Consider the following 24,559-nt stretch of genomic DNA (forward strand, 5'->3'; position numbering starts at 1 on the left):
ATACCTTGTAAAGAATAGGCAATGTTCACAAGGAAAGGTGAAGGAGGGCCTTTTTATGTCGCTTAAAAGCTGTGAACCGAAACCAAACGACGCGGTGACGGCGGGGATGCTCCGGGCAGTTTCTGCGGGCATGCTGCCTTTTTACCGGGCAGTCGCCTTCAGCGGCACATTTGCACGCCAGTGGAGCAAAGCCGTCGTAGAAGCGGATCTGCCGGCCATGAAGAAGCTGCTGAAGACGGTTGATCCCTATGCGGCCAAACAGGGCATCGGCACAAACGGGATCGGTTATTTTGTGACCTTCGAACTTCCGAATGGACCCTCTTATTGCACCAACGGAATCACGATCCCGCCGGGAGCCGTCCGTTTTACCTTTCAGCCCCGGATCCATCAAAGGGTGGCCAAAGCGGTGATTCCCCTGTACGCCGAACTCGCCGTTAATAGGCCGTTCGCCCAAGCGCTGGCCAAAGCGGTCCGCAGAAAGGACCGCCGGGCTGTTTCCTGCATGGTGCGGAGTTTGGTCCGCACGAACGCTTTGCGCTCCGTCGAGGTTGACGGCACAGGTTTTGCATTAAACTTTAAATACCGTTCAACGAAATATGCCTACCGGAATCTGCTGTTTCTGGAGCCTTTTTATTAAAAGGCGAATGAACGGCCATGCGTTAAAAGTCAGTTTCCGAACCTCAACTCTCAAATCTTTCAACTCCATCCCGCTCGTTTTCCGGCGTTTCCGCCAAAGGAACGGCACGTTCGGCGTTGACGTAACCGGCCCCGTAAGTATTCGGATCCTTTTCCTGCCCCAGGTCGGTTCCTTCCATCAGTCTTTTTTTGACCGCTTCCGGCGTTATGCCGGGTTCATGCTGCAGGATCAGAGCCGCAATGCCGGCGCAGATCGGCGTCGCCATCGAAGTGCCGGATAACATAAAATAATCGGATTCGATCCGGTTCCATGCCTGGGTTTTGTCCAGATAGGAGCCGGGGGAACGCAGCGAAATGATGCGGGCTCCGGGTGCCAGCAGGTCGGGTTTCGCTATCCCGTAAGGCGTAGGCCCGCGGCTGGAAAACGGAGCCACCTCGTCATCCTCGCGAAGAAACGGAGTCTGATTGTCGTCCAGTGCGCCGACCGTAATGACCCGCCGGCTGATCCCGGGACTTGTAATCGTGCCGGAGGACGGCCCCTCGTTGCCGGCCGAAACGATTACGGTGATGCCTGCATCCCAGGCGGCATTAACGCTTTTAACCACGGGATCATCAGCTTCATCGGGATACGGCTCTGGCGAAGTGCCTATCGATAAGCTGATGATATGAATGGGATCATCGGGGTGGGTTTCGTTGTGGCGGATGCACCATTCCAGACCCTCCATAATGGTTCCGATGGTCCCGTTGCCGTGATGATCCAGCACTTTGATTCCGTAAATGCGAGCCTCCGGCGCAGGCCCCGCGTACAAGCCTCCGGACTTCAGTCCGCTGCCGGCGGCATCTCCCGCGCAGTGGGTGCCATGCCCGTGATCGTCATAGGGTTCAGTCCGGCCGCCTATAAGGTCGACAAACCCGGCGATCCGGTCCTCCAAATCGGGATGGGGATAAATGCCGGTATCAATAATGGCGAGGGTAACGCCTTTTCCGGAGAGCCTGTGGCCCTTGCGTACAATTTTCATGGCTCTGGCGGATTTAAGGGCCGAGTCCAGCATCACTTTGACTTTGCGGTTTAAGTAAATCCGCCGGATGCCGTCCGGACAGGCTAACAGCTCAACCAGCCCGGCAGGCGTAATTTCGGCGCTGCAGCAGTTGATTTTGCTGAAGCGGTGTCTAACCGTAAGCCTATCTTTTTTTCCAAAAGGACTGCCCGTCCCCGGCCTAAAAAACATCTCCTCATCCTCATTTTGTTCATATTCAATAATTACGGGGAGCCTTAAATGATGATGGAGAAAACCTTCAAGCGTCCGGTGAAGGAAGTGCGGAAGCTTCGAGAAAGAGATTTGAAGACTCGCAATCTCGCTGCATAGAGGCTGATCCAGCTTGAAGGCATAGGATTGCATCAATTGCAGCAGGGGAGCTTTGAACAACATAGGATCACCGCCTTGCACAGTTAAACGGGGGTGTCCCCGTCTCTAGCAATCTATGAACGAAGCGGCCGGAGAGTCACGTTGCCAGTCTAGCTTCCCAGCGGATTTGGCCTGATCAACTGGGCGGCCGACCCTTCGCTTTCTAGCGCATTACTCCGCCGCATTGCAAAGCCCCTTCCTTTGCTTGATAATGAACTAAAAAACAGGAAGTAAATCAGGGGGAACTTGGCCAACCATGAAGTCCATTTACGAAATCGCCGCCAAGGCGGGTATTCACGAAGACCATTTGGAGCCTTACGGAAAATACAAAGCGAAGCTGAATCCTTCGCTGCTTGAAGAACTGCAGGACCGGCCGGACGGCAAACTCGTCCTGGTGACGGCGGTCAATCCGACGCCGGCAGGCGAAGGCAAAACGTTAACGACCATAGGGCTGTCCCAATCGCTGAACGCGATCGGCCATCAAGCGGTAGCCGCTCTTCGCGAGCCGTCGCTGGGTCCCGTGTTTGGCATGAAAGGCGGGGCAACCGGAGGAGGCAAAGCGCAAATCCTCCCTGCCGAAGACATCAATTTGCACTTCACAGGGGACCTGCATGCCATTACTTCAGCGAACAATCTGCTGTCCGCCATGATCGACAACCATATCTACCAGGGCAATGCGCTGCAGCTTGATCCGGCTCGTATCGTCTGGAAGCGGGCGTTGGACATGAATGACCGCAGTCTGCGAAGCATCGTGACCGGGCTTGGACAAGGCAACGGGCCCGTCCGCGAAAGCGGGTTTCTGATCACCTCGGCTTCAGAGGTTATGGCGGTTTTATGTCTGAGCGAAAATCTTCAGGATTTGAAAACCCGACTTGGCCGGATGTTGGTCGGCTACGATGTGAACGGCGAGCCTGTAACGGCGGACAAGCTGAAGGCGGTGGAGTCGATGGCGGTGCTGCTTAAGGAAGCGGTAAAGCCGAATCTGGTGCAGACCCTGGAAGGCACGCCGGTGCTGGTGCACGGCGGACCTTTTGCCAACATCGCCCACGGGTGCAGCAGCTTGATCGCGACGCGGACGGCGCTTAAGCTCGGGGAAATTGTCGTGACTGAAGCGGGGTTTGGCGCAGAGCTGGGCGCGGAAAAGTTTTTTGACATCAAATGCCGTCAGGCCGGCCTGACGCCGTCGGCAGCCGTGCTGGTCGTGACAGCCAAAGCGCTGAAGTACAACGGCGGGACGCCGAAGGATCAGCTGGGCACGGAAAACGTGGACAGCTTGAAGCAGGGGATCGGCAACCTGAGAAGGCATGTGCGGAACCTTCAGAAATTCGGCGTGCCGGTTTTGGTGGCGATCAATCATTTTGCGACGGATACGGAAGCCGAAATTGCGGCGATCCGCGAGGAGTGCTCGGCGCTGGGCGTACCGGCCGAAGTGTCCCGGGTTTTTGCCCTGGGCAGCGAAGGCGGCAAAGAGCTGGCCCAAAGGCTGGCGGAGCTCCTTGAAGCGGAGCAGGCTGATTTCCGTCCGCTTTATGAGACGTCCCTAACTTTAAAAAGCAAAATCGAAACGATCGTGAAGGAAATATACGGAGGGGCGGCAGTTTCCTATTCGCCGGGGGCCGGACGGGCCCTGGCCCAAATGGAGCAGCTCGGTTACGGCCAGCTGCCGGTTTGCATGGCGAAAACGCCTTATTCCTTTACGGACCAGCCGTCGAGGCTGGGGGCGCCGGAAGGTTTTACGGTCAACGTTTCGGGCGTAAGTTTGTCTTCCGGCGCAGGATTTGTGGTCGTGGAAACCGGCAATACGATGAGAATGCCCGGCTTGCCTAAAGTACCGGCTGCCGAACGCATTTCCCTGAAGGACACAGGGGAGATTGAAGGGCTGCTATAAGTCCCGGCCGGAATCCGGCCGGGTAAGAACATCAAGGAACCTCCTTGCTAAGGGATCTTATCCCGCGGCAGGGGGTTCCTTTTCTTTTTGTCGCAACAAGCGGTTTATCAGGGGTATTCGCTTTCAGGCTCGGCGATCAATTCTTGGATGCTTGTCATGCTAGTCTGCATAATTGGCCAAGTACCCTCATAGACATGTTATCAGATTGGGAAAACATTGTGCCAAAGGGGATGATAACATGCGTCGTATCACGTGGATATTAGCCATCGTGGTGTGCTTTTCCGTCGTACTGGCCGGATGCGGAAAGAAGGATGCGGCAGGCGTCGTCAAAGATTTAAACCAGGCTTTAGGCAAGCTGGACAGTTATGAAGGTTCGGGGGTTATGACGTTACATACCGGCGAAACGCCTCAGACGTACAAGGTACAGGTGTGGTATATGAACCCGTCTTATTACCGGATCGCATTAACCAATGCGCAAAAAGACATTACGCAAATCGTGCTTCGCAACGATCAGGGCGTTTATGTGCTGACGCCGAGCCTCAACAAAAGTTTCCGCTTCCAGAGCGACTGGCCGGACAACCAGGGACAGGTTTATTTGTATCAGACGCTTGTACGGAGCATCTTGTCGGACAACACGCGCCAGTTTGTGGACGATAAGGACAGCTACGTTTTTGACGTAGCCGCCAACTACAACACCCAGTCGCTGGTCCGCCAAAAAATTTGGCTGAGCAAAGACGACTATAAGCCGCAGCAGGTGCAGGTGTCCGATTCCTCAGCTCAAGTCGTGGTGGAAGTGAAATTCGACCAATTCGAGTTCGGCAAGAAGTTTGAGAAAAAGGATTTCGATATGCAGGAAAACCTCAATACGGCCAGTCAAGACTCACAAGGCACCCTGCTTGAGGTGGACGAAAACGGCCAGCTGATCGAAAAGCCGGCAAGCGCCGACACGTCAGCGGGGGGCGGCAGCGTGGAAAGCGTGCCGGCTCTGAATGAATCCTTTGGCGTTATTCTCCCGACTTACGCACCGGAAGGCGTCGAAGAGAAATCAACCCAGGTGGTGGACGATACCGAGCGGAGCTCCGTAATGGTACAGTTCGACGGTGATTACCAATATACGCTGCTGGAGTCCCGTTCTCTGGACCGTGCCGTTTCCCTCCAAAAAGGGGATATGGTCGATATGGGCTTTACGTTCGGCCAGCTCACCGGCGACGATCTGCAAACGTTGACCTGGACGCAGGACGGACTGGACTTCCAGATTACAAGCGCCGATCTTCCGGTGAACGAGATGATTAAAATCGCCGCTTCTATGCAGGACCAAACGGGTAAATAATAAAGCAAGGCGGAATAAAGGCCGTCTGGGAAATGCCCCGGCGGCCCGGCCATCCGCCTTGTCTTGTTATTTTGTCCGGGGAAAATGAAGGGTCCGGCAAAGGGCGGCTTCTGCGGAGGAAACCTTGCCAATTTGACAGTGGGCGAACAGGACATTAGGATGGATCTAAGACTTCGTGGGCTTACATTGTTAAAGAAGGTGACCTTTGTGCAAGTGAATTATCGACCGACTGTCGCAGAGATTGATCTGGATGCCCTGGAATCCAATTACCTGGCATTCAGGCAGGCGCTGCCGGAAGGGATGAAACTGCTGATCTGCGTAAAAGCTAACGCTTATGGGCACGGCGCCGTGCATGTGGCGAAAGAAATGGAGCGCCTCAAGGCGGATTATATAAGCGTGGCTTTTCTGGATGAGGCGCTTGAACTGCGTGCGGCCGGCATCACCATGCCGATTCTCGTTCTGGGCTACACTTCTCCCGAAGGGGTGAAAGCTGCGCTGGAACAGGACATCACGCTTTGCCTCTTCGATGAGGATGTGCTGGAAGCCGCCCGCAGGCTTGGGGCGGAGAATACCGGACACAAGCTGAAGATCCATATCAAAGTGGATACGGGCATGGGCCGGATCGGGCTGCTGCCGGAAGAAGCGCCGGCATTTGTGCAGAAAGCTTTTTCAATACCAGGCATTGAGGTCGAAGGATTGTTTACCCATTTTTCCACCGCAGATGAAGAAGACAAAACGTACACCATTGAACAGTACAGACGGTTTCGTACCGTGACGGACGCGCTGAACGAACGCGGAATCAAGGTGCCGATCATACATACGGGCAACAGCGCCACAGCGATCGATCTGCCGGAACTTTCCTTCGATATGGTTCGGGTCGGCATTGCCATTTACGGGCTGTACCCTTCGGATGAAGTTCATCGCCAGAACGTGAAGCTTACACCGGTACTCTCGCTCAAAACCAAATTGTCTTATGTGAAAGAACTGCCGCCCCATTGGGGAATCAGCTATGGGAAAAGATACGAGACGCACGAACCGGAAAGGATCGGCACTTTGCCGGTCGGTTATGCGGACGGTTATTCCCGGATGCTCGGTGGCAAAGCGCATGTTCTGATCCGCGGACACCGCGTACCTGTCGTCGGAACGATCTGTATGGACCAATGTATGGTATCTCTGCAAAGTTTCAAGGACAACGGAGAACAAATTCAAGTCGGCGAGGAAGCTGTTCTGATCGGCCGGCAGCAGGGCGGAGAAATTTCCGCAGGTGAGCTGGCTTCCTGGTTGGGAACGATCCACTATGAAGTGATCTGTATGATTGCCCACCGGGTGCCGAGGGTTTATAAGAAATCCGGGCGCCGGGACGAAATCGCCAATCCGCTGATCTAGGCGGGGCCGGCGGCAATTTTTCGTCAAGCAAAACTTTTATCGAACTTTGAAGGAATCTGCTGAAGACATCCCGAATGTTTTAACAAAGAAGCGGCTTTCCGTTAGAGGATAACTGGATCCGTTCTGCGCGTAATATGGCGGCGTATACTAGGTATATAACTAATATATTGAAATACGGCTTAAAGTATATACGCCAAATAGGTTCTAGTTTATAATGGATGCAGCATACTTGATATACGGGAAGCATATATTCCTTTGTATATATTTCCTTGAATAGCGATATACTATTTTTAGGGAATGGTTCGAAAGGTTTTGTGGGGGTGGAAATCAGTTGGCAAATATGCACAGTACCAAAAGAATCATGATCAGTTTGCCGGATCATCTTCTGCAGGAAGTGGACGGAATTGCCCGGCTGGAGAATTCCAATCGCAGTGAGCTTATCAGACAGGCCATGAAGCTGTATTTGAACGAACGCAAGAAGCGGTTCATTCGGGATTCCATGCAGCGGGGGTATATGGAAATGGCCAAAATCAATTTGACCATGGCTGCTGAGGCGTTTCACGCAGAGGAAGATGCAGACAGCACCCTTGACCGCCTGGTAAGCGGGGTGTAAACATTGATTGTAAAGCGCGGCGACGTTTTTTTCGCAGATCTCTCTCCTGTGGTCGGTTCCGAGCAGGGTGGGGTCAGACCGGTGCTGATCATCCAGAACGATATCGGGAACCGTTTCAGTCCGACTGCCATCGTTGCGGCCATCACGGCCCAGATCCAGAAGGCAAAGCTGCCGACTCACGTGGAAATTGACGCTGAAGCACACGGCTTTGACCGTGACTCCGTCATTTTGCTGGAGCAGATCCGGACGATCGACAAACAGCGGCTTACGGACAAAATCACGCACCTGGACGAGGAAACGATGAAGAAGGTGGACGATTCCCTTCTCATCAGTCTGGGTCTCATCGATTTTTAGGTAAGCGCATTTAATGGGATATGTAAGGGGGCGCACCGCCGATTGGCGGAGGCGCCTTTTGTTTTGCCGGGAATTTTGCGATAATGGGAAGGAACGCGTTTTTTGTGAAGTCTGAAGTGAAGAAGAGAGGGAATTATCCATTGTCAGAACAAAATATAAATGTACAAGCCGAGGGGCTTTCCGAGCAGGCGAAAGCGGAGGAGCAGGAGCAGATCGTCCGCCAGGTCTCCAAAGAACTGAATCTGACGCTCAAGCAGGTCCGCACCACGATTACCTTGCTGGATGAAGGCAATACGATTCCGTTCATTGCCCGTTACCGGAAAGAAATGACGGGTGAGCTGGACGAAAACCAGCTGCGCAGCATCGAAGAAAGAAACCAATACCTGCGAGGCCTCGCCGAACGCAAACGCGAAGTCATCCGCATCATCGACGAGCAGGGCAAGCTGACCGGGGAGCTGGCTGATTCGATCCGCCAAGCGGTCAAGCTGCAGGAGGTCGAAGATTTGTACCGGCCTTTCCGCCAGAAGCGGAAGACGCGGGCAAGCGTGGCGAAGGAGAAAGGGCTCGAGCCGCTGGCCGAGTGGCTGCTGTCCCAGCCGGCCAAAGGAGATCCTGCGGCGCAGGCGGCGGCTTACGTCGATGACGACAAAGGTGTAGCCACCGCGGAAGAGGCGCTGCAGGGCGCCATGGATATTCTGGCTGAGCAGTTTGCGGACGACGCGAAGATCCGCGCCTGGATCCGCCGTTATACGATGGATCATGCCCTGATCGTCTCGGAAGCGAAGGATGCGGAGCAGGAATCCGTCTATGAGATGTATTACAACTACCGGGAGCTGGCGAAAAAGATGCCGCCGCACCGTATCCTGGCGATCAACCGCGGCGAACGGGAAAACGTGCTGAAGATCGGTATGGACGTGCAGCCGGAGCCGGCGCATACGTTCATGGCGAAGCAAATCGTGAAAGGAAGCTCGGTGACCGCCGCTTGGCTGCAAACCGCGCTTGAAGACGCTTATAAGCGGCTGATCGCGCCTTCCATTGAACGCGAGCTCCGGGGAGAGCTGACGGAGAAAGCCGAAGCGCAGGCGATTTCGATCTTCTCCGCGAACCTGCGCAGCCTGCTGCTGCAGCCGCCGGTGAAGGGCAAAACCGTGCTTGGCGTCGATCCGGCTTACCGGACGGGCTGCAAGCTTGCCGTTGTTGACGACACCGGCAAGCTGCTGGAGGTGGCCGTGACGTACCCGACGCCGCCGAACAACAAAAAGAAAGAAGCCGCGGCCAAGTTCCACGAATTGATTGACCGTTACGGAATCAATCTGATTGCCATCGGCAACGGCACCGCATCGCGCGAAACGGAGCAGTTCGTCGCGGAGGTGATCGCCGAGCGCAAGCAGGACGAGCTGGTGTATCTGATCGTAAGCGAGGCCGGCGCGAGCGTGTATTCCGCCTCCAAGCTGGCGCAGGAGGAGTTCCCGGAGCTGGACGTCGCCGAGCGCAGCGCGGCGTCGATTGCCCGTCGCCTGCAGGATCCGCTGGCGGAGCTGGTCAAAATCGAGCCGAAAGCGATCGGCGTCGGCCAATACCAGCATGATGTTTCGCAGAAACATCTGGACGAAAGCCTGAAGGTGGTCGTGGAATCGGCCGTTAACCACGTCGGCGTGGATGTGAATACCGCTTCTTCGGCGCTGCTGTCTTACGTATCCGGCGTAAACGCCACGATTGCGAAGAACATCGTGAAGTTCCGCGAGGAGAACGGCAAATTCATCAGCCGCAAAATGCTGCAGAAGGTGCCGCGCCTCGGCGCAAAAACGTTCGAGCAGTGCGTAGGTTTCATGCGGATCGGCGGCGGGGAGAATCCGCTCGACTACACGCCGATTCACCCGGAATCCTATGACGTCGTAAACCGCCTGTTCGCCGAGCTGGGACTCGGCATCGATCAGCTCGGCACCAAAGAGCTGGCCGACCGGCTCGCCGCAGTTAATGTGGAAGAGCTGGCTGCCAAGCTGGAAGTCGGCGCGCCTACGCTGCGGGATATCGTGGACAGCCTGGTTCGTCCGGGCCGCGACCCGCGTGAAGAACTGCCGGCACCGATTTTCCGCAAAGACGTGCTGAAGCTGGAGGATCTCGTGCCGGGCATGGAGCTTCAAGGAACCGTGCGCAACGTCATCGACTTTGGCGCCTTTGTCGACATCGGCGTTAAAAACGACGGCCTGGTACACATTTCCCAGCTCAGCGGCGGGTTCGTCAAACACCCGATGGACGTCGTGTCCGTCGGCGACAACGTCACCGTTTGGGTATTAAACGTGGATGAAAAGAAAGGCCGCGTCGGCCTGACCATGCGCCCTCCCGGCAGCAGTGCCGCCGGCGCAAACTGACGAGTCAGAGTCAGGGCCCTCGCTGAACAACTCAAAAAAGCCGCAGATCCCGTTTGCTATGGCAAAGGACCTGCGGCTTTTTTATGGACTTATTGTGCGGTCAGCCTTCCGGATTGACCGTTACTGAACCTCTTCGGAAGACCCGGGTTCGGTCTTGCGGTTATGGTAGAAAAACCAGCAGTCGTTCAGCAGCTTGACCTGGCGCCGGTCTTTTTTGTAAAAAGCGTTCATCATCTGGTTGCAAAGCCACTTCGGCAACTTATTCGCCTCCTCCGTAATTCCCTGTTACGGTAACTATATGGAAGAGGGCCCAAATGTGTGCGCACAAAATTTGCGCGGAAAAGCAAAAAGCCCCGCCAGGCGGGGGATTTCCACTTTTACTTCAAAGCTTCGGCTTCTTCTTCAGCTTCCTCGTACCATTGCTCCAATTGGGCCTGCAGCGCCCGGATTTCGGTCAGCAGGGAAATAAGCGGGTAGCTGGTTTCCTGAATGGAGGAGAAGGATTGCTCCAGACGGTTAATGTAGTCCAGACCGCCGACGATCTGATCGGATTCCCGTAGCAAATCAAGGCTGTCGCATTCCGCAACCGCCTGGGGCAGGACGGGCACATTGTCCGCTGTCAGTTTGTCCACTTCTTTGTTCAGGCGCAAATTCAAAGCGCTGAGCTGGTAAGCATGATCGGCCGGCATCTCCACAAAAAGAAGTTCGGTTCCTTGCTGTAAAATACAATAACGCATGGTTGGCATGACGGTCGTTCTCCCTCCGGTATTCATTACTACTTGACAGTGTAGCGTAAGGGGAAGTTAAAATTCAAGTACAAACCTAACCGCTTTCGGGGAGACCGGACTTTGAAGACGGGCCGAAAAGCAGGAAGGAGGGGACAACAAAGCATGAACGATAAGGAGCTTCAGAGCTGGGTGGAGGACCTCTCGCTGCGCTGGTTCGGCAGGGCGTTCAGCCATACGGCGAGCTTTAATTCCAGGCTCCGTTCCACCGGCGGCCGTTATTTCATGAAGAGCCATAACATTGAAATCAATCCCAAGCAGCTCGAGCATTACGGCCATGAAGAAACGGAGAAAATCATTAAACACGAGTTGTGCCATTACCATCTTCATATACTCGGGCGGGGATATCAGCATAAAGACGCGGATTTTAAAGCCCTTTTGAAAAAAGTGGGCGGCAGCCGGTTCTGCCAAAGCCTGCCGGGCGGACAGGGGCGCCGTACGCTGCCTTACCGCTACGAGCTGATCTGTCAAAGCTGCGGGCTGAAATATCCGCGCAAGCGGAAAGTGGACGCCAAACGGTACCGCTGCGGGAAATGTGCGGGCAAGCTGAAGTTGTTTTCCATCCCGCCCTCCTGAGTGACGGTTGCCGCGTTGTTCCTTTTCTTCAGTCCGAACGGCCGCGCACCGCACAGAGGACCTTATAAAGTGATATAATATCTTTGTAAGAACTTTAGACTTTTAAAGGAGGCGTCACCCTTATGGCGAAATCTGCTGCCAGGAAATACCGCGACAAACGTGTAAGAGAAGGAAAGCTGAACCCGGAAACCGGACGCAGCCCGTTTGCTTCAGCCGATCTGCGAACCCGGATGACCAAAACCAAACAAGAGGTGCTGCAGCAGCGGGGCCGCAAATACAAGAACCTGCTCTTGGAGGGATCAAGAGAAGGTTCTTTTTTTATGGGAAATGCAGGCTTGACTCGGCTTTTGAAATTGTGATATATTCAGTTATGTTCACTACAATGTTCCCTGATAGCTCAGTTGGTAGAGCACTCGACTGTTAATCGAGTTGTCACAGGTTCGAGTCCTGTTCGGGGAGCCATTTTTATTTGGAGAGATACCCAAGTGGCTATAAGGGGACCCTCTGCTAAGGGGTTAGACTGCGTAAGCGGTGCGAGGGTTCGAATCCCTCTCTCTCCGTAGATGAAGAAGAGCTTCAGCATAAGCTGGAGCTCTTCTTTTTTTACATACTGACCGGACGGGAACGGCCAAGCGCCTGCCTGATGGCATAGGCAACCCCGTCCTCCTGATTGCTCAGGGTAACTTTGCTGCACAAGGCCTTGATCCGCTGATGGGCGTTCCCCATCGCTACGCTTAGCCCGGCTGCAGACAGCATGGAGATATCGTTATAGCTGTCTCCTATGGCCATAACCTCCGACATGGGGATATGATGAAGGTTCGCCATCCGGGAAAGAGCAAGCCCTTTGGAAGCGTCGGGATGTTCGACCTCAAAATTGTGATCCGCCGAAACCACCAGAGTCAGCCCGGGATAGTCCATAAAATATTGGCGGCCAGCCGCCAATTTCTCCTCCTGGAAAGAAAAGGCGAGAATATTATAAATTTCCGCGTCCTCCGGGACATGCCGATAAGAGGAGATTCGGGTAATCCCGTGTTGGGAATATTGTTTTTCCGCGGCATGGAGCAGCGTTTGCAAAGAAATACCGGGATGGCTGCTGAGAGCCCGGTCCATTTCGGCGCTCATAAGCTCATGGGCATTCTGCGGGGAATAAATCGCTTGGTCGGTCATGATTTCGAAGTAATATTCCTGGTCTTCCAGCCAAGCCAAAACTTCCATCGCTGTATTCCGTTCCATGGGGACCGAATGCAGAGCTTGACCTTGGACATCGTGCAAGGTGGCCCCATTGGCTCCAATAACCGGTGTTACAATCCCGGCCTGGCGGCAAATATGCTGCACATCATAGAAGGCGCGGCCTGTAGCAATCGTCACCAGCACCCCTTGGGCCTGAGCTTCGCGAATCGCTGCCGCATTTTCGAGACTGATCTTGCTTTCCTGGTCCAAAAGCGTTCCGTCCAAATCGACGGCAATCATCTTGATCATGATTCCTCATCCTCCTTTTTGTCGAAATCATCGGTAGTCAAGACTTCAACCCCGTGCCCGCGTAGCTGCTCCAGCAGCTCCGGTTCGGGCAGCCGATCTGTAATGAGCAGATCCACGCCGGACCAGCTGCCAAACCGGTAATAGTTGCTTTTGCCGAGTTTGAGATGGTCGGCCAGCACAATGACCTGGGAAGCCTGCTCCATCATTCGTTCTTTGACCCGGCCTTCTTCCTCATAAACCGCAAACAAACCTCCGTCCGCAATGCCGCCCGTCCCGATAAAAGCCTTATCCGCCCGATAACGGGCTAACGTATCCGTAACGGATGAACCGTACACGTAGCGGTGTTCCTTTTGAAGCTGTCCTCCCAGAAGGTGGATGGAAACGTCCGGTTTGGCCGACAGCACGTCAGCCTGGTTGATGGAGTTGGTGATGACATAAGTGCCGGCGGCCGTCCACATTTCCGCGCAGGCCTGCACCGTCGTTGACGAATCGAGGATCACCCGTTCGCCGGGGCGCACTAGACTGGCTGCGACGCGTCCGATCTGCTGTTTTTCGGCTGATACCGACAGCAGCCTTTCATTATAATTTTTAATGGCTTCATAAGGAGTTGAGGGGAGAAGGGCTCCGCCCCGGGACCGGATGATGGCTTGCTGTTCCTCCAGTTTGACCAGATCCCGGCGGGCCGTGTCCCTCGAAACGTCAAACAGGGAGCAGATCTCCTCAATCGAAATCCGTTTATGCGCCTGCAAATAATCGATGATGCTGCGCATGCGTTCTTCTTGGTACATCATCTTGCCTCCGTTCTACTTATGTTTACGTAAGTGATTATAAGTTTTACTAAGGTTTTTTTCAATACATTTAAGTGAAGTTAAGTTTTTTGCTGATTATTTTAAGGGACGATGTCCATTTCCGAAGAGAAAAGCCTAACCCGCATAAGCCATAAAAAAAATCAAAAAAGTTGTTGCCTAGTCCTTGGATTTTTGATATACTCATTCTTGTCGCTGCGAAAGACGCTTGCGATAAAATGAATTGCAAGGCCCGTTGGTCAAGGGGTTAAGACACCTCCCTTTCACGGAGGTAACAGGGGTTCGAATCCCCTACGGGTCACCATATGCGGTAGTGGTGGAATGGCAGACACGCTATCTTGAGGGGGTAGTGGGCGTACGCTCGTGGAGGTTCGAGTCCTCTCTACCGCATTCTGGTTAAACGAAAAGACGGCTTCACAGAGTTCATTCTGTAAGCCGTTTTTTTTGTTTTTTATTGAAAATTTTCAGCAAAAATAACCATACAGCAAAAACTTTACAATTCAGCTCGGCTATACTAGTATAATTCATGTTCTCTTTTTACATAAATCTCTTTTGAAACACAAAAATATGCTACAATGAATGAATAGCTGGAAAAGAGTGTAAGCTTGAAGCGGAGCGGAAATGGCGGTTGTTAGTTGGTATCCTGCTTTTTCTTCTCCAGGATGGCGGCATATTGAGGATAGAGATGGCCCATGCATTCCGTACATATATCATGCGTAAACTCGATATGAAGATGATTTCTTAAGTAGCTTTCCAAGGAATGCCAGCGGTCCTGGTTGTCCCTGATTCGTTTGCACACCGCACACATGGGGAGCAGCCGGCTGATCGGCGAGTTGACGAGATGTTCTGCAGAGGGTGAGGATGCGGGAGTTGTATGAAGGGCTGAAATATCGTGCAGGCTGACGACCAGTCCATTGACCATTTGGTGTTGATCAATCAGAGGTGCCGTTTCGAGCAGCAGCCATTGGATACCCGCTGAAGTATGGTTATGGAATTGAACCGGCTCAAAGGAATCGATGCCCTGAAGCAGGTCGTCCAGCTTGGAAAGACAGTATTGGGCTAACGGGTCTCCGTTTGCGCTTCTCGATTCGGCGATCTGAAACAGGTTTACACCACGCCAGTCAAAGCCGGAAGGGACGTTATTCTGCAGCGCGATCTGAACCCAAAACTCATTGTAATCGACGATATATCCTTCCAAATCCGTTATTACAAGCCCATATTTTAGGGAACGGACGGCGTTTACCCACTGCAGATTCAAATTGACCACATGAACGCTCCTTACTATAACTTGGAAATCAAACAAGTAGCACAAGCAGGAGCTTGTCTGTAAGTCCATTATATACGAACATGCGTCATTTAACAACAAAAAATAACTTAATTACGTAATTGATTTACAAATACATTGGGGGAAAGTCAGAATGCATTCCATTTATGAACGGATCGACCTGCTGATCCAGATGAAGAAAATGACCAAAAAGAGCTTTTGCGAGAAACTGGGCATCAGCACCGGCAACCTCGGGGACTGGAAACGGGGAAAATCGACGCCGAGCACCAATAAGCTGATCGAAATTGCCGCTTTCTTTGATGTAAGCCTGGATTGGCTAATGCTGGGCAAAGGGGCTTCGGCAGCGGGAGTAAAAGAACAGGTAGAGTCCTATGGCCGTTATTCTGAGCTTCTGGATGAAGATGGGAAAACCGCTTCGCTTTCCCCGGAGGAAGAAGCTTTTATCCGCGAATATATCGCTTTTGCCCAATTTCGGAAACGGCGGGGCAGGGATAAAGGGAATGAAGAGTAAGGGATGTTGATCTTCCTTTTACAAAGGCCTTTACTTTCTAAGTGAATAAGTGTATATTATTAATGTTCGCTTCAAAAATAATTTGCGGTAGTGGTGGAATGGCAGACACGCTATCTTGAGGGGGTAGTGGGCGTACGCCCGTGGAGGTTCGAGTCCTCTCTACCGCATAACGGATTTAAGCGGCATTATTAAAAAATCTCTTCCTGTGCAGGTTAATTGCCGGGAAGAGATTTTTTTATGCTTGTTTTGAAAAAGGCCTTCCGGACTAGCGCAGCTAGTGATCGGAAGGCCTTTTGTTTATGGTTGTGCGTTAGCTTAACCAATTAAGGTTTGAACAAGAAGGAAAACGTTAAGGGCAATGATGACCGCTGTAATAAACCAAGCTAAAATGGCAATCCAGCGTTTGTTGACGAATTTGCCCATTTTCGTTTTGTCGCTGGTGAATTTCACGAGCGGCACAACGGCGAAAGGAAGCTGCAGGGACAACACGACCTGGCTGAAGACGAGCAGATCCTGGATGCCGCCTTCCCCGTAAAGCGCAGTGACAATGACAGCTGGAATGATGGCGATCAACCGGGTAATCAGGCGGCGCAGCCAAGGTTTAAGCCGGATGTTGACGAAACCCTCCATTACGATTTGTCCCGCGAGCGTTCCGGTCAAAGTCGAGTTTTGGCCGGAGGCGAGCAGGGCGACGGCAAACAGCACGCTGCCGAGGGTGGTTCCCACAATCGGCGTAAGCAGGTGGTAAGCATCCCCGATGTCCGCCACGCTGAACATGCCGTTTTTATGGAAGGTGGCGGCCGATACGATCAAAATAGCCGAGTTGATCAACAGAGCGAACGTAAGGGCTATCGTGGAATCCCAGGTCATATAAGTGATGGCCTGTCGTTTGCCCAGCTCGGTTTGTTCATATTTCCGGGTCTGCACGATCGAGGAATGCAGGTACAGGTTATGAGGCATCACCGTTGCCCCCAAAATGCCGACCGCAATATACAGCATGGCCGGATTCGTCACGATTTCGGCGCTGGGCACATACCCCGCAAGCACGCCGCCCATATCCGGTTTGGCCAGCAGAAGGTCGACCCCAAAACAAACGCCGATGGTCAAAATCAGAACGACGACGAAGATTTCAAGCGACCGGAAACCTTTATTCTGTAGAAGCAAAATAATAAGTACGTCCACTGCAGTGATTAGCACCCCGTAAAGCAGCGGGATTCCGAACAGCAAATTCAGGGCAATGGCTGAACCGATCACTTCCGCCAGATCGCAGGCCGCGATGGCCAGCTCGCAGAGGAGCCAAAGTGAAACGGCAACGGGACGGGAGTAATGGTCGCGGCAGGCTTGAGCGAGGTCGCGGCCTGTCACGATGCCCAATTTTCCGGATAAATGCTGGAGCAGTACGGCCATCAGGTTCGATATAAGAATAACGGCAAGCAGCGTATAACCGAATCTTGATCCGCCTTCAATGTCGGTCGCCCAGTTGCCGGGGTCCATGTAACCTACGGCGACAAGATAGCCGGGGCCAGCGAAGGCCAGAAATTTTTTCAGGTAAGAGCCCGTTTTAGGTATATGCATTGAACCATGGGATTCCGCTAGAGACGGACGGGAGGGCGAGGCTCTCCAGCCCTTTAATTGAGGATTTTCGTTTTCATAAGCTTCACTCATGGAGGATCACCCTTTTCATGTTAAAAATTTTCGTTATCATCATTGTACATCTACAATAGTTTTTGTCTAGGGAAACTTTTTGGTGCAAGCGCTTTTTTGTTGTTTTTGGGTAAAAATAGGCGCAAGCTCTGCCCTTATAGGCTATTGCTCAACATCGTTACTGTAAACCTAATGTATGCAATTTAATCCGTTTTGACATCCTAACCTATAGATTTATGTGCAGGACCGGCGGTCGTTTCAAACAGTGCAGCAGGTTTAATTACTACAATAGGAAATCATTAGAAGGAGTGAGCAGCATGGAAGCTTTGTATACAGCGAAAGTGAAAGTAATCGGAGGCCGTTCCGGTTCGATCGAGTCCTCGGATGGCGTTCTCAAGCATAATCTAGTTATGCCTAAAGAACTTGGAGGATCCGGCGGAGAGGGTACCAACCCGGAACAGCTTTTTGCCGCGGGTTACGGCGCCTGCTTTGAAAGCGCGCTGGCCAACGTGGCCCGCAAGGAGAAGATTAAGCTCGAAGGCGTTGAAGTGGAAAGCCAGGTGACGATCGGCAAAGACGAAGCGGACGGCGGTTTCCAGCTTTCGGTCCAGCTTGACGTTAAAATTCCGAATGTGGACAAAAGCCAGGCCCAGGAGCTGCTTCATAAAGCGCATCAATTTTGCCCGTATTCGAAAGCAACCCGCGGCAATATCGTTGTGAAGCTGAACACGGTGGATTAAGGGATGGCTTTCCTGAAAATCATGAGCCTTCCGCCTTCGGGCGGGGGCTTTGCTATTTTTTAGGAAAAAGGGCCATGATAAGAGAAAAACTCTGTCATAGAACTGTCAAGTTCTTTCGTGAGAGCGGGCGGCAGAAACAGGTACAAGTTGACATAAAGGTGAAAATTCTTTAATATGTCTAAGTGCTTGAGGTTCCATTAAATAAAAGATAACGGGTGATGAAAAGATGTCCTCTTACAGACCTAGCGTTGATAACGTCATTTTGGCCAGCAGCAATGAAAAAGACGGCTTGTACGAATTTATAGTCCATATGGTTGACGGAACCGAATGCCGCGTGTTCTATAACCGTACTCCCGAATGGAAGCTGACCAACATCAGCCGTTTGCAGAAAACGCCTTGTCCGGTATGCCGCAAAGACTTTATTTGCAGATGCATGGAGAGCTTTACCGGAGAAATCGATGAGCAAATGAATGAAGGCCAATGGTTCGAGAAAGCTGCCACTAAATAAGTTGAACATAAAGGAATAGAAAGACACGAGCAGGAGCTGTGATAAAATCCCCTTATAGCGGACAGAAGCCAAGCAGAAGTTTGGAGGTTGAATCTGTCGCTGTGAAGGGGATTTTTTTATAGTCAGTTAAAGAAAGGATGAACGAAATGTTGAAATTTCTGCCTCCGGCACGAAGCAACCGCTGGTTTCTCTGGTACCTGGTCTATGCGGCGGTTATGACGATTGCCTTATCCTTTTACCGGTTTTCGCTGATGAAAACCGATTTAGATGGGGGGCTGCTGGCCCGTTTTGCGCTGCTGTCGCTGGCTTTTTCCGGGGTGGTTCAGATCTGCGGCTGGTTCGGCGGCAAGCTGGTTTGGGCCATCACGACGGCCGGATTAATCGTCGGCTTTTATACCCTGTTCAGATTCGCGAACCAAGATTTGTCCGGCTGGCAGGACCTGGCGTCCTTCGTCTCTTTTATGATCCTGACGGCGGGCGGTTTTGTCATCGGTCTGCTGGTCCAGGCTATTCACGGGCTTTACCGGCACTTCCGCAAATCCAAAGAAGATTGATGCCTGACGGTTTACCGGAATTCCGAAAGAGGTGAATGATGGATGTCTGCTTCCCTCCTGACCAAAAAAGCGCTGGCCCATTCCTTAAAGAAATGGATGGAGCATACCCCGCTGAACAAAATCACGGTCAAGCTGCTGGTCGACGACTGCGGGCTGAACCGGCAGACCTTTTATTATCATTTTCAGGACATCTTTGAACTGCTGGGCTGGATATACGAAACGGAGGCGGTGGAGAGCATTGCCGGCTGCCGCAGCTACAATACCTGGACCGACGGGTTCTACCGGATTTTTCAATATATCAAGAATAATAAAAAGTTTTGTTTCAACACGCTGGATTCCCTGGGGAGGAATCATCTGGACGTTTACCTTTATGAGGTTACGAACGATCTGATCATGGGCGTCATCCAGGAGCTGGCCGGCGACATGCGCGTGAGTGACGACGACAAAAGATTTATTGCCAATTTCTATACGCTGGCCTTTACGGGACTGGTGATCCAGTGGATGAGGGACGGCATGAAGGAGCAGCCCAAACACATCATAGAACAGCTAAGCCTGCTGATCGAAGGCCATTTTCTTCGGGCGTTACATAAATATGAGCAGTTGCAAAAACCGTTTACGCTATAAGCGTGCGGTTTTTTTAATTGGAAAGAACGTTGCCAGGCAGGTTTAGTTTTAGGTTTTGCTGGTTATTGGCAAGGCGAATTCCCACGTTTGATGTCAGTTTGTTATACAATCGGCACGATTTGTCCAAAATCCGGACATTCCGCTGTTTTTGCATATACCTTCAGGGGAGGACGCGGATTACATTAGGGATTGACAGAGCAAGTTAACCCTATATTCCTATGGAGGCGAGCGTTATGAATCAGGAAGATGGCAGCCGGCAGGTTTATTTCGTGGGCGGAGGCATTGCGTCCCTTGCGGGGGCGGTTTATCTCGTAAGGGACTGCGGTTTCCAAGGCAGGAACATTCATATTATGGAAGAAATGAAGATCCTCGGCGGCAGCAACGACGGTGCGGGCAATCCGGAGCACGGGTACGTGATCCGCGGCGGCCGGATGCTGAACGACGAAACGTATGAAAATCTTTGGGAGCTGCTGAGCACCATCCCCTCCCTCGATCATCCCGGAAAAACGGTCCGCCAGGAGATCACCGACTTTGACAACGCCAATCCGACGCATTCCAATGCAAGGCTGGTTAATAAACAGGGTGAAGTGGTGGACGTGCTGTCGATGGGTTTCGATATGGCCGACCGCCTGGCCTTGGGTAAGCTGATCGTCGCGCCTGAGGAGAAGATGGGCAAAGCGCGGATTAACGATTGGTTTGGCCCGCATTTTTTTACGACGAATTTCTGGTATATGTGGGCGACCACCTTTGCGTTCCAGCCCTGGCACAGCGCTGTCGAGCTCAAACGGTACATGCTTCGATTCATGCATGAATTTCCGAGAATACAGACGCTGGAAGGCGTTACGCGGACGCCCTACAACCAGTACGAATCGATTATCCTGCCGCTGCAGAAATTTCTGGAGCCTCACGGCGTCGATTTCAGCCTGAAGTGCACGGTAACGGATTTGGAGTTCAAGGAAAGCGACGGCATAACCGTAACCAAACTTTATGTGGAACGGCAGGGCATAAAGGATGCAATTGAGCTGAACGATGGAGATTTGGTGATTGTAACCAACGGTTCCATGACCGAAGGCTCGAGCCTGGGATCGATGACCTCGGCGCCGCGCCTGAACGGCAAGGGCAGCTCCTGGAGGCTGTGGGAGAACATCGCCGCTAAAAAAACCGGCCTTGGCAATCCGTCGCCTTTCGCCGACTATATTGAGGGCTCCAAGTGGGAGTCGTTTACGGTGACCTTTCAGGATGCCAAATTTTTTGATCTCATGGAAAAATTCACCCGCAACCGGGCCGGAACCGGCGCGCTGGTTACTTTCAAAGACTCGAGCTGGCTGATGTCCGTCGTGCTCGCTTTCCAGCCGCATTTCAAAAATCAGCCGCCGCACGTGCGCGTCTTCTGGGGATACGGGCTGTATCCCGACAATGTTGGGGATTACGTGAACAAAAAAATGAGCGAATGCACCGGTGCGGAAATTATGGAAGAGCTGATCGGGCATCTTCATTTTAATGAACACTGGGACGAAATCATGGCGACGGCCAGCTGCATTCCCTGCATGATGCCGTTTATCACGGCCCAGTTCATGCCCCGTCTGATCAGCGACCGGCCTAAAGTAGTGCCCGACGGTTCGACGAACCTGGGGTTCATCAGCCAGTTCTGCGAAATTCCGGACGATGTCGTGTTCACCGAGGAATATTCGGTCAGGGCGGCCCGGATTGCCGTTTATACGCTGCTTGGCCTAGACCGCCCCGTGGAGCCGATCCATAAATATCAATACGATGCCCGCACGCTGCTGTCGGGGCTTGTGACTTCTTTCCGGTGAAAAAAGGAGAAGGGCTCTCTTCATTTGATTGGGTTCAGGAAAACTCATACAATAGGAGCATAAGGTTTGAGCATGGCTGAAAACAGTTCGTCCCGGGAGGTGAGGAGTTTGCAGGAGATGGATAAGCGGACCGACTATCCGGTGGTGCTGATCGACGGGGTGTGCAGTCTTTGTCAGGGAATCACGAAGTTCGTGATTCGTCATGATCCCGCAGGCTATTTTAAGTTTGCCTCTTTGCAATCCGAGACGGGAAAAAAGCTGTTGAAAGAGTACGAAATTCCTATGCCTGCAGCCGCCGGTACGCAGAAGTTAAATTCGAAGCCGCAGGGCCGGGGGGAAGTGTTCCCGGAACGACCCGAATACGACACGATCGTACTAATCGACCAGGGGCGTTATTATACCCGGTCCGACGCTGCGCTGAGAATTGCGGCCCGGCTTGAGTTTCCCTGGAACCTAGCCCGTTTTGTGAGAATCATCCCCCGTGTTATCCGGGATGCTTTATATCGTCTTGTGGCAAACAACAGATACCGCTGGTTCGGCAGGGAGGAATCCTGCCTTGTGCCTACTCCTGAGCTGTCCCGGCGTTTCCTGGAGGACAAGTAAGCAGGAGCGAGAGGGATTGAGGGATCCATACGGAAGATCCAGGACTTGCCAAATTTGAAGGTCTATGTTATTCTGGCTGTACATGAATATGGAACGGACGGAAGCACCGTCAAGAACCGAGAGATTCGGTTTTTGGCGGTGCTTTTTTGCGTTCGTTTGAAAGGGGGATAAAGGGGTGGCGGTGCATATGGTGCTTGCGGTCGAAGATCCCGGGTATATTGAAGCGTTTATGGACTATGTCCGCAGCAGCGAATATAGCCGGCGGCTACAGATTACATCGTTCAGCAGGCCGGAAGCATTCCAAGCGTTCTGGCGGGAGCCGGGCGGGATTAAGGCTGATTTTGCCGCAGTTGAACCTGTTTTTATGAGCGATTGGGTTGATGTCCAGGAAGAGGGGGCAGAACGACGTTGGATTTGCCTTAGCGATTCGGGCGGCGTCCCGGCCGAGCTTCCGGAAAATATACGGGTTCTTCCTAAATTCAGCCCGCTGCCGGAGCTGCTGGAGGAACTGCTTGCGTTCGGCCGGGAACGGGGAGAAGGCGTTGTCAGACCTGCCGCCCGCGTACTTCCGCCTGTACCGGTCATAGGTGTTTATTCGGCGGCAGGCGGCACCGGGAAAACTACCGTGGCGCTTCATTTGGCCAAACAGCTGGCCGCTGAAGGAGCCAAAGTTTTTTATTTGAATCTGGAAACCTTCGGCATGCCTTTGGGGCCTGCAGGCACGGAGGGAATCGCGGCTTCCGCCTCCGGTTTAAGTGAGCTGCTTTATGTATTGGAGGCAGCCGCAGAGCTGGGAAAGCTGCCGTCGGAGCCGGTTTCCAGGTATGCCGTACATCATCCGCTGATCGGAAGCGACACTTTCGCGCAGGTATCGAACCAACGCGAGCTGCTAGAACTCGATCGGGCCGGCACGATCCGGCTTATGGACTATGTGACCGGAAGTGGCAGCTATGATGTTCTGGTGGCAGTGTGCGACGCCTATCCGAACGGTAGAAGCGAAGGTATGATCGAACGCTGCGACCGGCTGGTTTGGCTGCTGATAGATGACGAAGAGGTCCTTGATAAATCAGCTTTGGCTCTGGAGCTTTTGGGGAAAAGCAAAGAAAAAGACATAAAGGCCGCATCAAATCTGATGTCTAAAACCTTATTTGCGTTAAACCGCTATACAGGTACAACGTTATGTGCCTCGCCGCGGCCGGAGCTGATTCCGGCGGTTACGCTCTGCGAGGTACCATCCTGGAAACAGTCGGATAAAATCCGGATTTTGGCGGATGCGCCTGCTTTCCAGCGGGATATGCTGAAGCTGTGCCGAAGGCTTTTTCAGCTTGAAGAACGCGGAGCTGAAGTCCCGGGAAGGGCATGGACATGACGGACAGAGATCTGAAGGACAGCGGCATGACGGAGGAGCGTTTAGGGCAGCTGCGCCGTGAGCTCCGGGCGGGGCTGGACATGAGTTCCCCGCTCGGCGATGAAGAGCTGCTGCAATATATCGAACGAAGGATGCTGCGGAAGCCGGAGCTTGCCGAATATACGGCTTCAGAGAAAAGGCGCCTGGTGCGGCGGATGTACGATTCCTTCCGGGGACTGGACGTCCTGCAGCCGTTGGTGGATGACCGTTCCATTACGGAAATTATGATTAACGGCCATGAGGAAATTTTTGTGGAACAGGAGGGGGAAGTACGCCGGGTATCCGTCCGATTCGAATCCAGGGAGCGGCTGGAGGACATTATCCAGAGCATCGTTTCGGGCGTTAACAGGGTCGTGAATGAATCCTCTCCGATCGTTGATGCAAGGCTGAAGGACGGCTCGCGGGTCAACATTGTTTTGCCCCCGGTCGCACTGAAAGGACCTACGCTCACGATCCGAAAGTTCCCGGAGCATCCGCTGAGTATGGAGGACCTGATTCAACTTGGCAGCCTTAGCCGGGAAGCGGCATCGTTTCTGCAGCGGCTGGTGCGCAGCAAATACAACCTGTTCATCAGCGGAGGAACGGGATCGGGCAAAACGACCTTCCTGAATGCTTTGTCCCAATACATTCCCGCGGATGAACGGATTATTACGATTGAAGACTCGGCCGAGCTGCAGATCGCGACCGTTCCCAATCTGGTTTCACTGGAAACGCGGAATGCCAATACCGAAGGCCGGGGAGAGATAACGATCCGTGATTTGATCCGGGCTTCGCTGCGGATGAGGCCCAATCGGATTGTGGTAGGCGAAGTGCGGGGTGCCGAAGCACTGGATATGCTGCAGGCGATGAATACCGGGCATGACGGATCGTTATCCACCGGCCACGCTAACAGTACAGTAGATATGCTCAGCCGTTTGGAGACGATGGTGCTTAGCGGCGCCGACCTGCCCGTTCCGGTAGTCCGAAAGCAAATCGGATCGGCGATTGATATTTTTATCCATTTATCTCGTATGAGAGACCGCTCCAGAAGAGTGACGGAGATAGCCGAGGTAGCCGGGGTTTCCGACGGGGAGGTTGCCCTCCGTCCTTTGTACGTGTTCCAGGAGGAAGGAGAACAGACCGGAAAGCTCGTCGGGAAGCTGGTCCGCACTTCCAACAAGCTGCTGCATACGGATAAACTTCGTATGGCCGGCATTTCGGACCGGAGTGAAAGAGAAGGAAGAAAGGGGAATTGAGG

Annotated in this window: 25 protein-coding genes and 5 tRNA genes; 23 read left to right on the top strand and 7 right to left on the bottom strand. The window is 52.9% G+C overall.

All coding sequences use genetic code 11. The annotated features are described in order from the left end of the window. Window positions 1-55: 55 nt before the first annotated feature. A complete protein-coding gene (locus AC3ZPD_RS10395) occupies window positions 56-637 on the top strand; it encodes a hypothetical protein (RefSeq protein WP_490984214.1) in 582 nt (193 codons plus the stop codon). Window positions 638-680: 43 nt separating this feature from the next. Here AC3ZPD_RS10395 and AC3ZPD_RS10400 read toward each other — a convergent pair whose 3' ends face one another. After that, the gene (locus AC3ZPD_RS10400; protein WP_490984314.1) at window positions 681-2,063 is read right to left on the bottom strand and encodes a S8 family peptidase; all 1,383 of its coding nucleotides are present in this window, start codon (window positions 2,061-2,063) and stop codon (window positions 681-683) included. Window positions 2,064-2,298: 235 nt separating this feature from the next. Here AC3ZPD_RS10400 and AC3ZPD_RS10405 point away from each other — a divergent pair, with 235 nt between their 5' ends. From AC3ZPD_RS10405 to AC3ZPD_RS10430, 6 genes are all read left to right on the top strand, one after another. Next, on the top strand, window positions 2,299-3,930 hold the full coding sequence (locus AC3ZPD_RS10405) for a formate--tetrahydrofolate ligase (RefSeq protein WP_490984215.1): 1,632 nt from the start codon (window positions 2,299-2,301) through the stop codon (window positions 3,928-3,930). A 238-nt stretch (window positions 3,931-4,168) separates the two neighbouring features. Continuing rightward, on the top strand, window positions 4,169-5,260 hold the full coding sequence (locus tag AC3ZPD_RS10410) for an outer membrane lipoprotein-sorting protein (RefSeq protein ID WP_490984216.1): 1,092 nt from the start codon (window positions 4,169-4,171) through the stop codon (window positions 5,258-5,260). Window positions 5,261-5,467: 207 nt separating this feature from the next. Then, window positions 5,468-6,646, top strand: coding sequence for an alanine racemase (gene alr, locus AC3ZPD_RS10415; protein WP_490984217.1), 1,179 nt, complete (start codon window positions 5,468-5,470; stop codon window positions 6,644-6,646). A 331-nt stretch (window positions 6,647-6,977) separates the two neighbouring features. Then, entirely contained in the window at window positions 6,978-7,259 is a 282-nt protein-coding gene (locus tag AC3ZPD_RS10420; protein ID WP_068693951.1) for a CopG family ribbon-helix-helix protein, read from the top strand. Window positions 7,260-7,262: 3 nt separating this feature from the next. Further along, window positions 7,263-7,613, top strand: coding sequence for a type II toxin-antitoxin system PemK/MazF family toxin (locus AC3ZPD_RS10425; RefSeq protein WP_068693953.1), 351 nt, complete (start codon window positions 7,263-7,265; stop codon window positions 7,611-7,613). A 140-nt stretch (window positions 7,614-7,753) separates the two neighbouring features. Further along, window positions 7,754-9,985, top strand: coding sequence for a Tex family protein (locus tag AC3ZPD_RS10430; RefSeq protein ID WP_490984218.1), 2,232 nt, complete (start codon window positions 7,754-7,756; stop codon window positions 9,983-9,985). Between the two features lie 120 nt (window positions 9,986-10,105). Here the strand turns inward: AC3ZPD_RS10430 and cmpA are convergent, their stop codons facing one another. Then, window positions 10,106-10,243, bottom strand: a complete 138-nt coding sequence (gene cmpA, locus AC3ZPD_RS10435; RefSeq protein WP_490984219.1) for a cortex morphogenetic protein CmpA — start codon at window positions 10,241-10,243, stop codon at window positions 10,106-10,108. A gap of 119 nt (window positions 10,244-10,362) precedes the next feature. Then, window positions 10,363-10,731 carry a hydrolase/acyltransferase gene (locus AC3ZPD_RS10440; RefSeq protein WP_490984220.1) on the bottom strand — a complete coding sequence of 123 codons (369 nt, stop codon included), beginning with the start codon at window positions 10,729-10,731 and terminating at the stop codon, window positions 10,363-10,365. 144 nt (window positions 10,732-10,875) lie between these two features. Here AC3ZPD_RS10440 and AC3ZPD_RS10445 point away from each other — a divergent pair, with 144 nt between their 5' ends. From AC3ZPD_RS10445 to AC3ZPD_RS10460, 4 genes are all read left to right on the top strand, one after another. After that, window positions 10,876-11,346 (top strand): SprT family protein, encoded by a 471-nt coding sequence (locus AC3ZPD_RS10445; protein WP_490984221.1) that lies wholly within the window; start codon window positions 10,876-10,878, stop codon window positions 11,344-11,346. Window positions 11,347-11,468: 122 nt separating this feature from the next. Next, entirely contained in the window at window positions 11,469-11,705 is a 237-nt protein-coding gene (brfA, locus tag AC3ZPD_RS10450; RefSeq protein WP_490984222.1) for a ribosome rescue factor BrfA, read from the top strand. 27 nt (window positions 11,706-11,732) lie between these two features. Further along, a tRNA-Asn gene (locus AC3ZPD_RS10455) sits at window positions 11,733-11,808 on the top strand. Between the two features lie 9 nt (window positions 11,809-11,817). Further along, window positions 11,818-11,906: transfer RNA gene (locus tag AC3ZPD_RS10460), tRNA-Ser, on the top strand. Window positions 11,907-11,949: 43 nt separating this feature from the next. Here AC3ZPD_RS10460 and AC3ZPD_RS10465 read toward each other — a convergent pair. Together AC3ZPD_RS10465 and AC3ZPD_RS10470 are read right to left on the bottom strand one after the other, a co-directional pair. Then, window positions 11,950-12,822 carry a Cof-type HAD-IIB family hydrolase gene (locus tag AC3ZPD_RS10465; RefSeq protein WP_490984315.1) on the bottom strand — a complete coding sequence of 291 codons (873 nt, stop codon included), beginning with the start codon at window positions 12,820-12,822 and terminating at the stop codon, window positions 11,950-11,952. Beyond that, complete coding sequence (locus AC3ZPD_RS10470) at window positions 12,822-13,613, bottom strand: DeoR/GlpR family DNA-binding transcription regulator (RefSeq protein WP_490984316.1); 792 nt, start codon at window positions 13,611-13,613, stop codon at window positions 12,822-12,824. Before AC3ZPD_RS10470 ends, AC3ZPD_RS10465 begins: the two co-directional genes overlap by 1 nt. Before the next feature lie 247 nt (window positions 13,614-13,860). Between AC3ZPD_RS10470 and AC3ZPD_RS10475 the strand changes: the two genes are divergently transcribed. Then, window positions 13,861-13,935: transfer RNA gene (locus AC3ZPD_RS10475), tRNA-Glu, on the top strand. Between the two features lie 3 nt (window positions 13,936-13,938). Then, window positions 13,939-14,021, top strand: a tRNA-Leu gene (locus AC3ZPD_RS10480). Between the two features lie 241 nt (window positions 14,022-14,262). Here AC3ZPD_RS10480 and AC3ZPD_RS10485 read toward each other — a convergent pair. Continuing rightward, on the bottom strand, window positions 14,263-14,898 hold the full coding sequence (locus AC3ZPD_RS10485; RefSeq protein WP_490984223.1) for a PAS domain-containing protein: 636 nt from the start codon (window positions 14,896-14,898) through the stop codon (window positions 14,263-14,265). Between the two features lie 151 nt (window positions 14,899-15,049). Between AC3ZPD_RS10485 and AC3ZPD_RS10490 the strand changes: the two genes are divergently transcribed. Next, window positions 15,050-15,427, top strand: a complete 378-nt coding sequence (locus AC3ZPD_RS10490) for a helix-turn-helix domain-containing protein (RefSeq protein WP_490984224.1) — start codon at window positions 15,050-15,052, stop codon at window positions 15,425-15,427. Window positions 15,428-15,511: 84 nt separating this feature from the next. Continuing rightward, window positions 15,512-15,594 (top strand) — tRNA-Leu (locus AC3ZPD_RS10495). Window positions 15,595-15,742: 148 nt separating this feature from the next. Here the strand turns inward: AC3ZPD_RS10495 and AC3ZPD_RS10500 are convergent. After that, the gene (locus tag AC3ZPD_RS10500) at window positions 15,743-17,092 is read right to left on the bottom strand and encodes an Nramp family divalent metal transporter (protein WP_490984225.1); all 1,350 of its coding nucleotides are present in this window, start codon (window positions 17,090-17,092) and stop codon (window positions 15,743-15,745) included. Window positions 17,093-17,388: 296 nt separating this feature from the next. Between AC3ZPD_RS10500 and AC3ZPD_RS10505 the strand changes: the two genes are divergently transcribed. The 8 genes from AC3ZPD_RS10505 (at window position 17,389) to AC3ZPD_RS10540 (ending at window position 24,557) form a co-directional block, all read left to right on the top strand. Continuing rightward, complete coding sequence (locus AC3ZPD_RS10505) at window positions 17,389-17,811, top strand: organic hydroperoxide resistance protein (RefSeq protein ID WP_490984226.1); 423 nt, start codon at window positions 17,389-17,391, stop codon at window positions 17,809-17,811. Between the two features lie 226 nt (window positions 17,812-18,037). Then, window positions 18,038-18,319: a hypothetical protein gene (locus tag AC3ZPD_RS10510; RefSeq protein WP_490984227.1), complete on the top strand. Its 282-nt coding sequence runs from the start codon at window positions 18,038-18,040 to the stop codon at window positions 18,317-18,319. A gap of 146 nt (window positions 18,320-18,465) precedes the next feature. Then, window positions 18,466-18,873, top strand: coding sequence for a hypothetical protein (locus tag AC3ZPD_RS10515; RefSeq protein WP_490984228.1), 408 nt, complete (start codon window positions 18,466-18,468; stop codon window positions 18,871-18,873). Window positions 18,874-18,915: 42 nt separating this feature from the next. Beyond that, the gene (locus AC3ZPD_RS10520) at window positions 18,916-19,497 is read left to right on the top strand and encodes a TetR-like C-terminal domain-containing protein (RefSeq protein WP_490984229.1); all 582 of its coding nucleotides are present in this window, start codon (window positions 18,916-18,918) and stop codon (window positions 19,495-19,497) included. 233 nt (window positions 19,498-19,730) lie between these two features. Next, window positions 19,731-21,311, top strand: coding sequence for an oleate hydratase (locus AC3ZPD_RS10525; protein ID WP_490984230.1), 1,581 nt, complete (start codon window positions 19,731-19,733; stop codon window positions 21,309-21,311). A 72-nt stretch (window positions 21,312-21,383) separates the two neighbouring features. Next, complete coding sequence (locus AC3ZPD_RS10530) at window positions 21,384-21,914, top strand: thiol-disulfide oxidoreductase DCC family protein (protein ID WP_490984317.1); 531 nt, start codon at window positions 21,384-21,386, stop codon at window positions 21,912-21,914. 175 nt (window positions 21,915-22,089) lie between these two features. Continuing rightward, window positions 22,090-23,283, top strand: a complete 1,194-nt coding sequence (locus AC3ZPD_RS10535; RefSeq protein WP_490984231.1) for a P-loop NTPase family protein — start codon at window positions 22,090-22,092, stop codon at window positions 23,281-23,283. 26 nt (window positions 23,284-23,309) lie between these two features. Further along, window positions 23,310-24,557 (top strand): TadA family conjugal transfer-associated ATPase, encoded by a 1,248-nt coding sequence (locus AC3ZPD_RS10540; protein ID WP_490984318.1) that lies wholly within the window; start codon window positions 23,310-23,312, stop codon window positions 24,555-24,557. Window positions 24,558-24,559: the final 2 nt, after the last annotated feature.

The sequence above is a fragment of the Paenibacillus mobilis genome, from assembly GCF_058267595.1.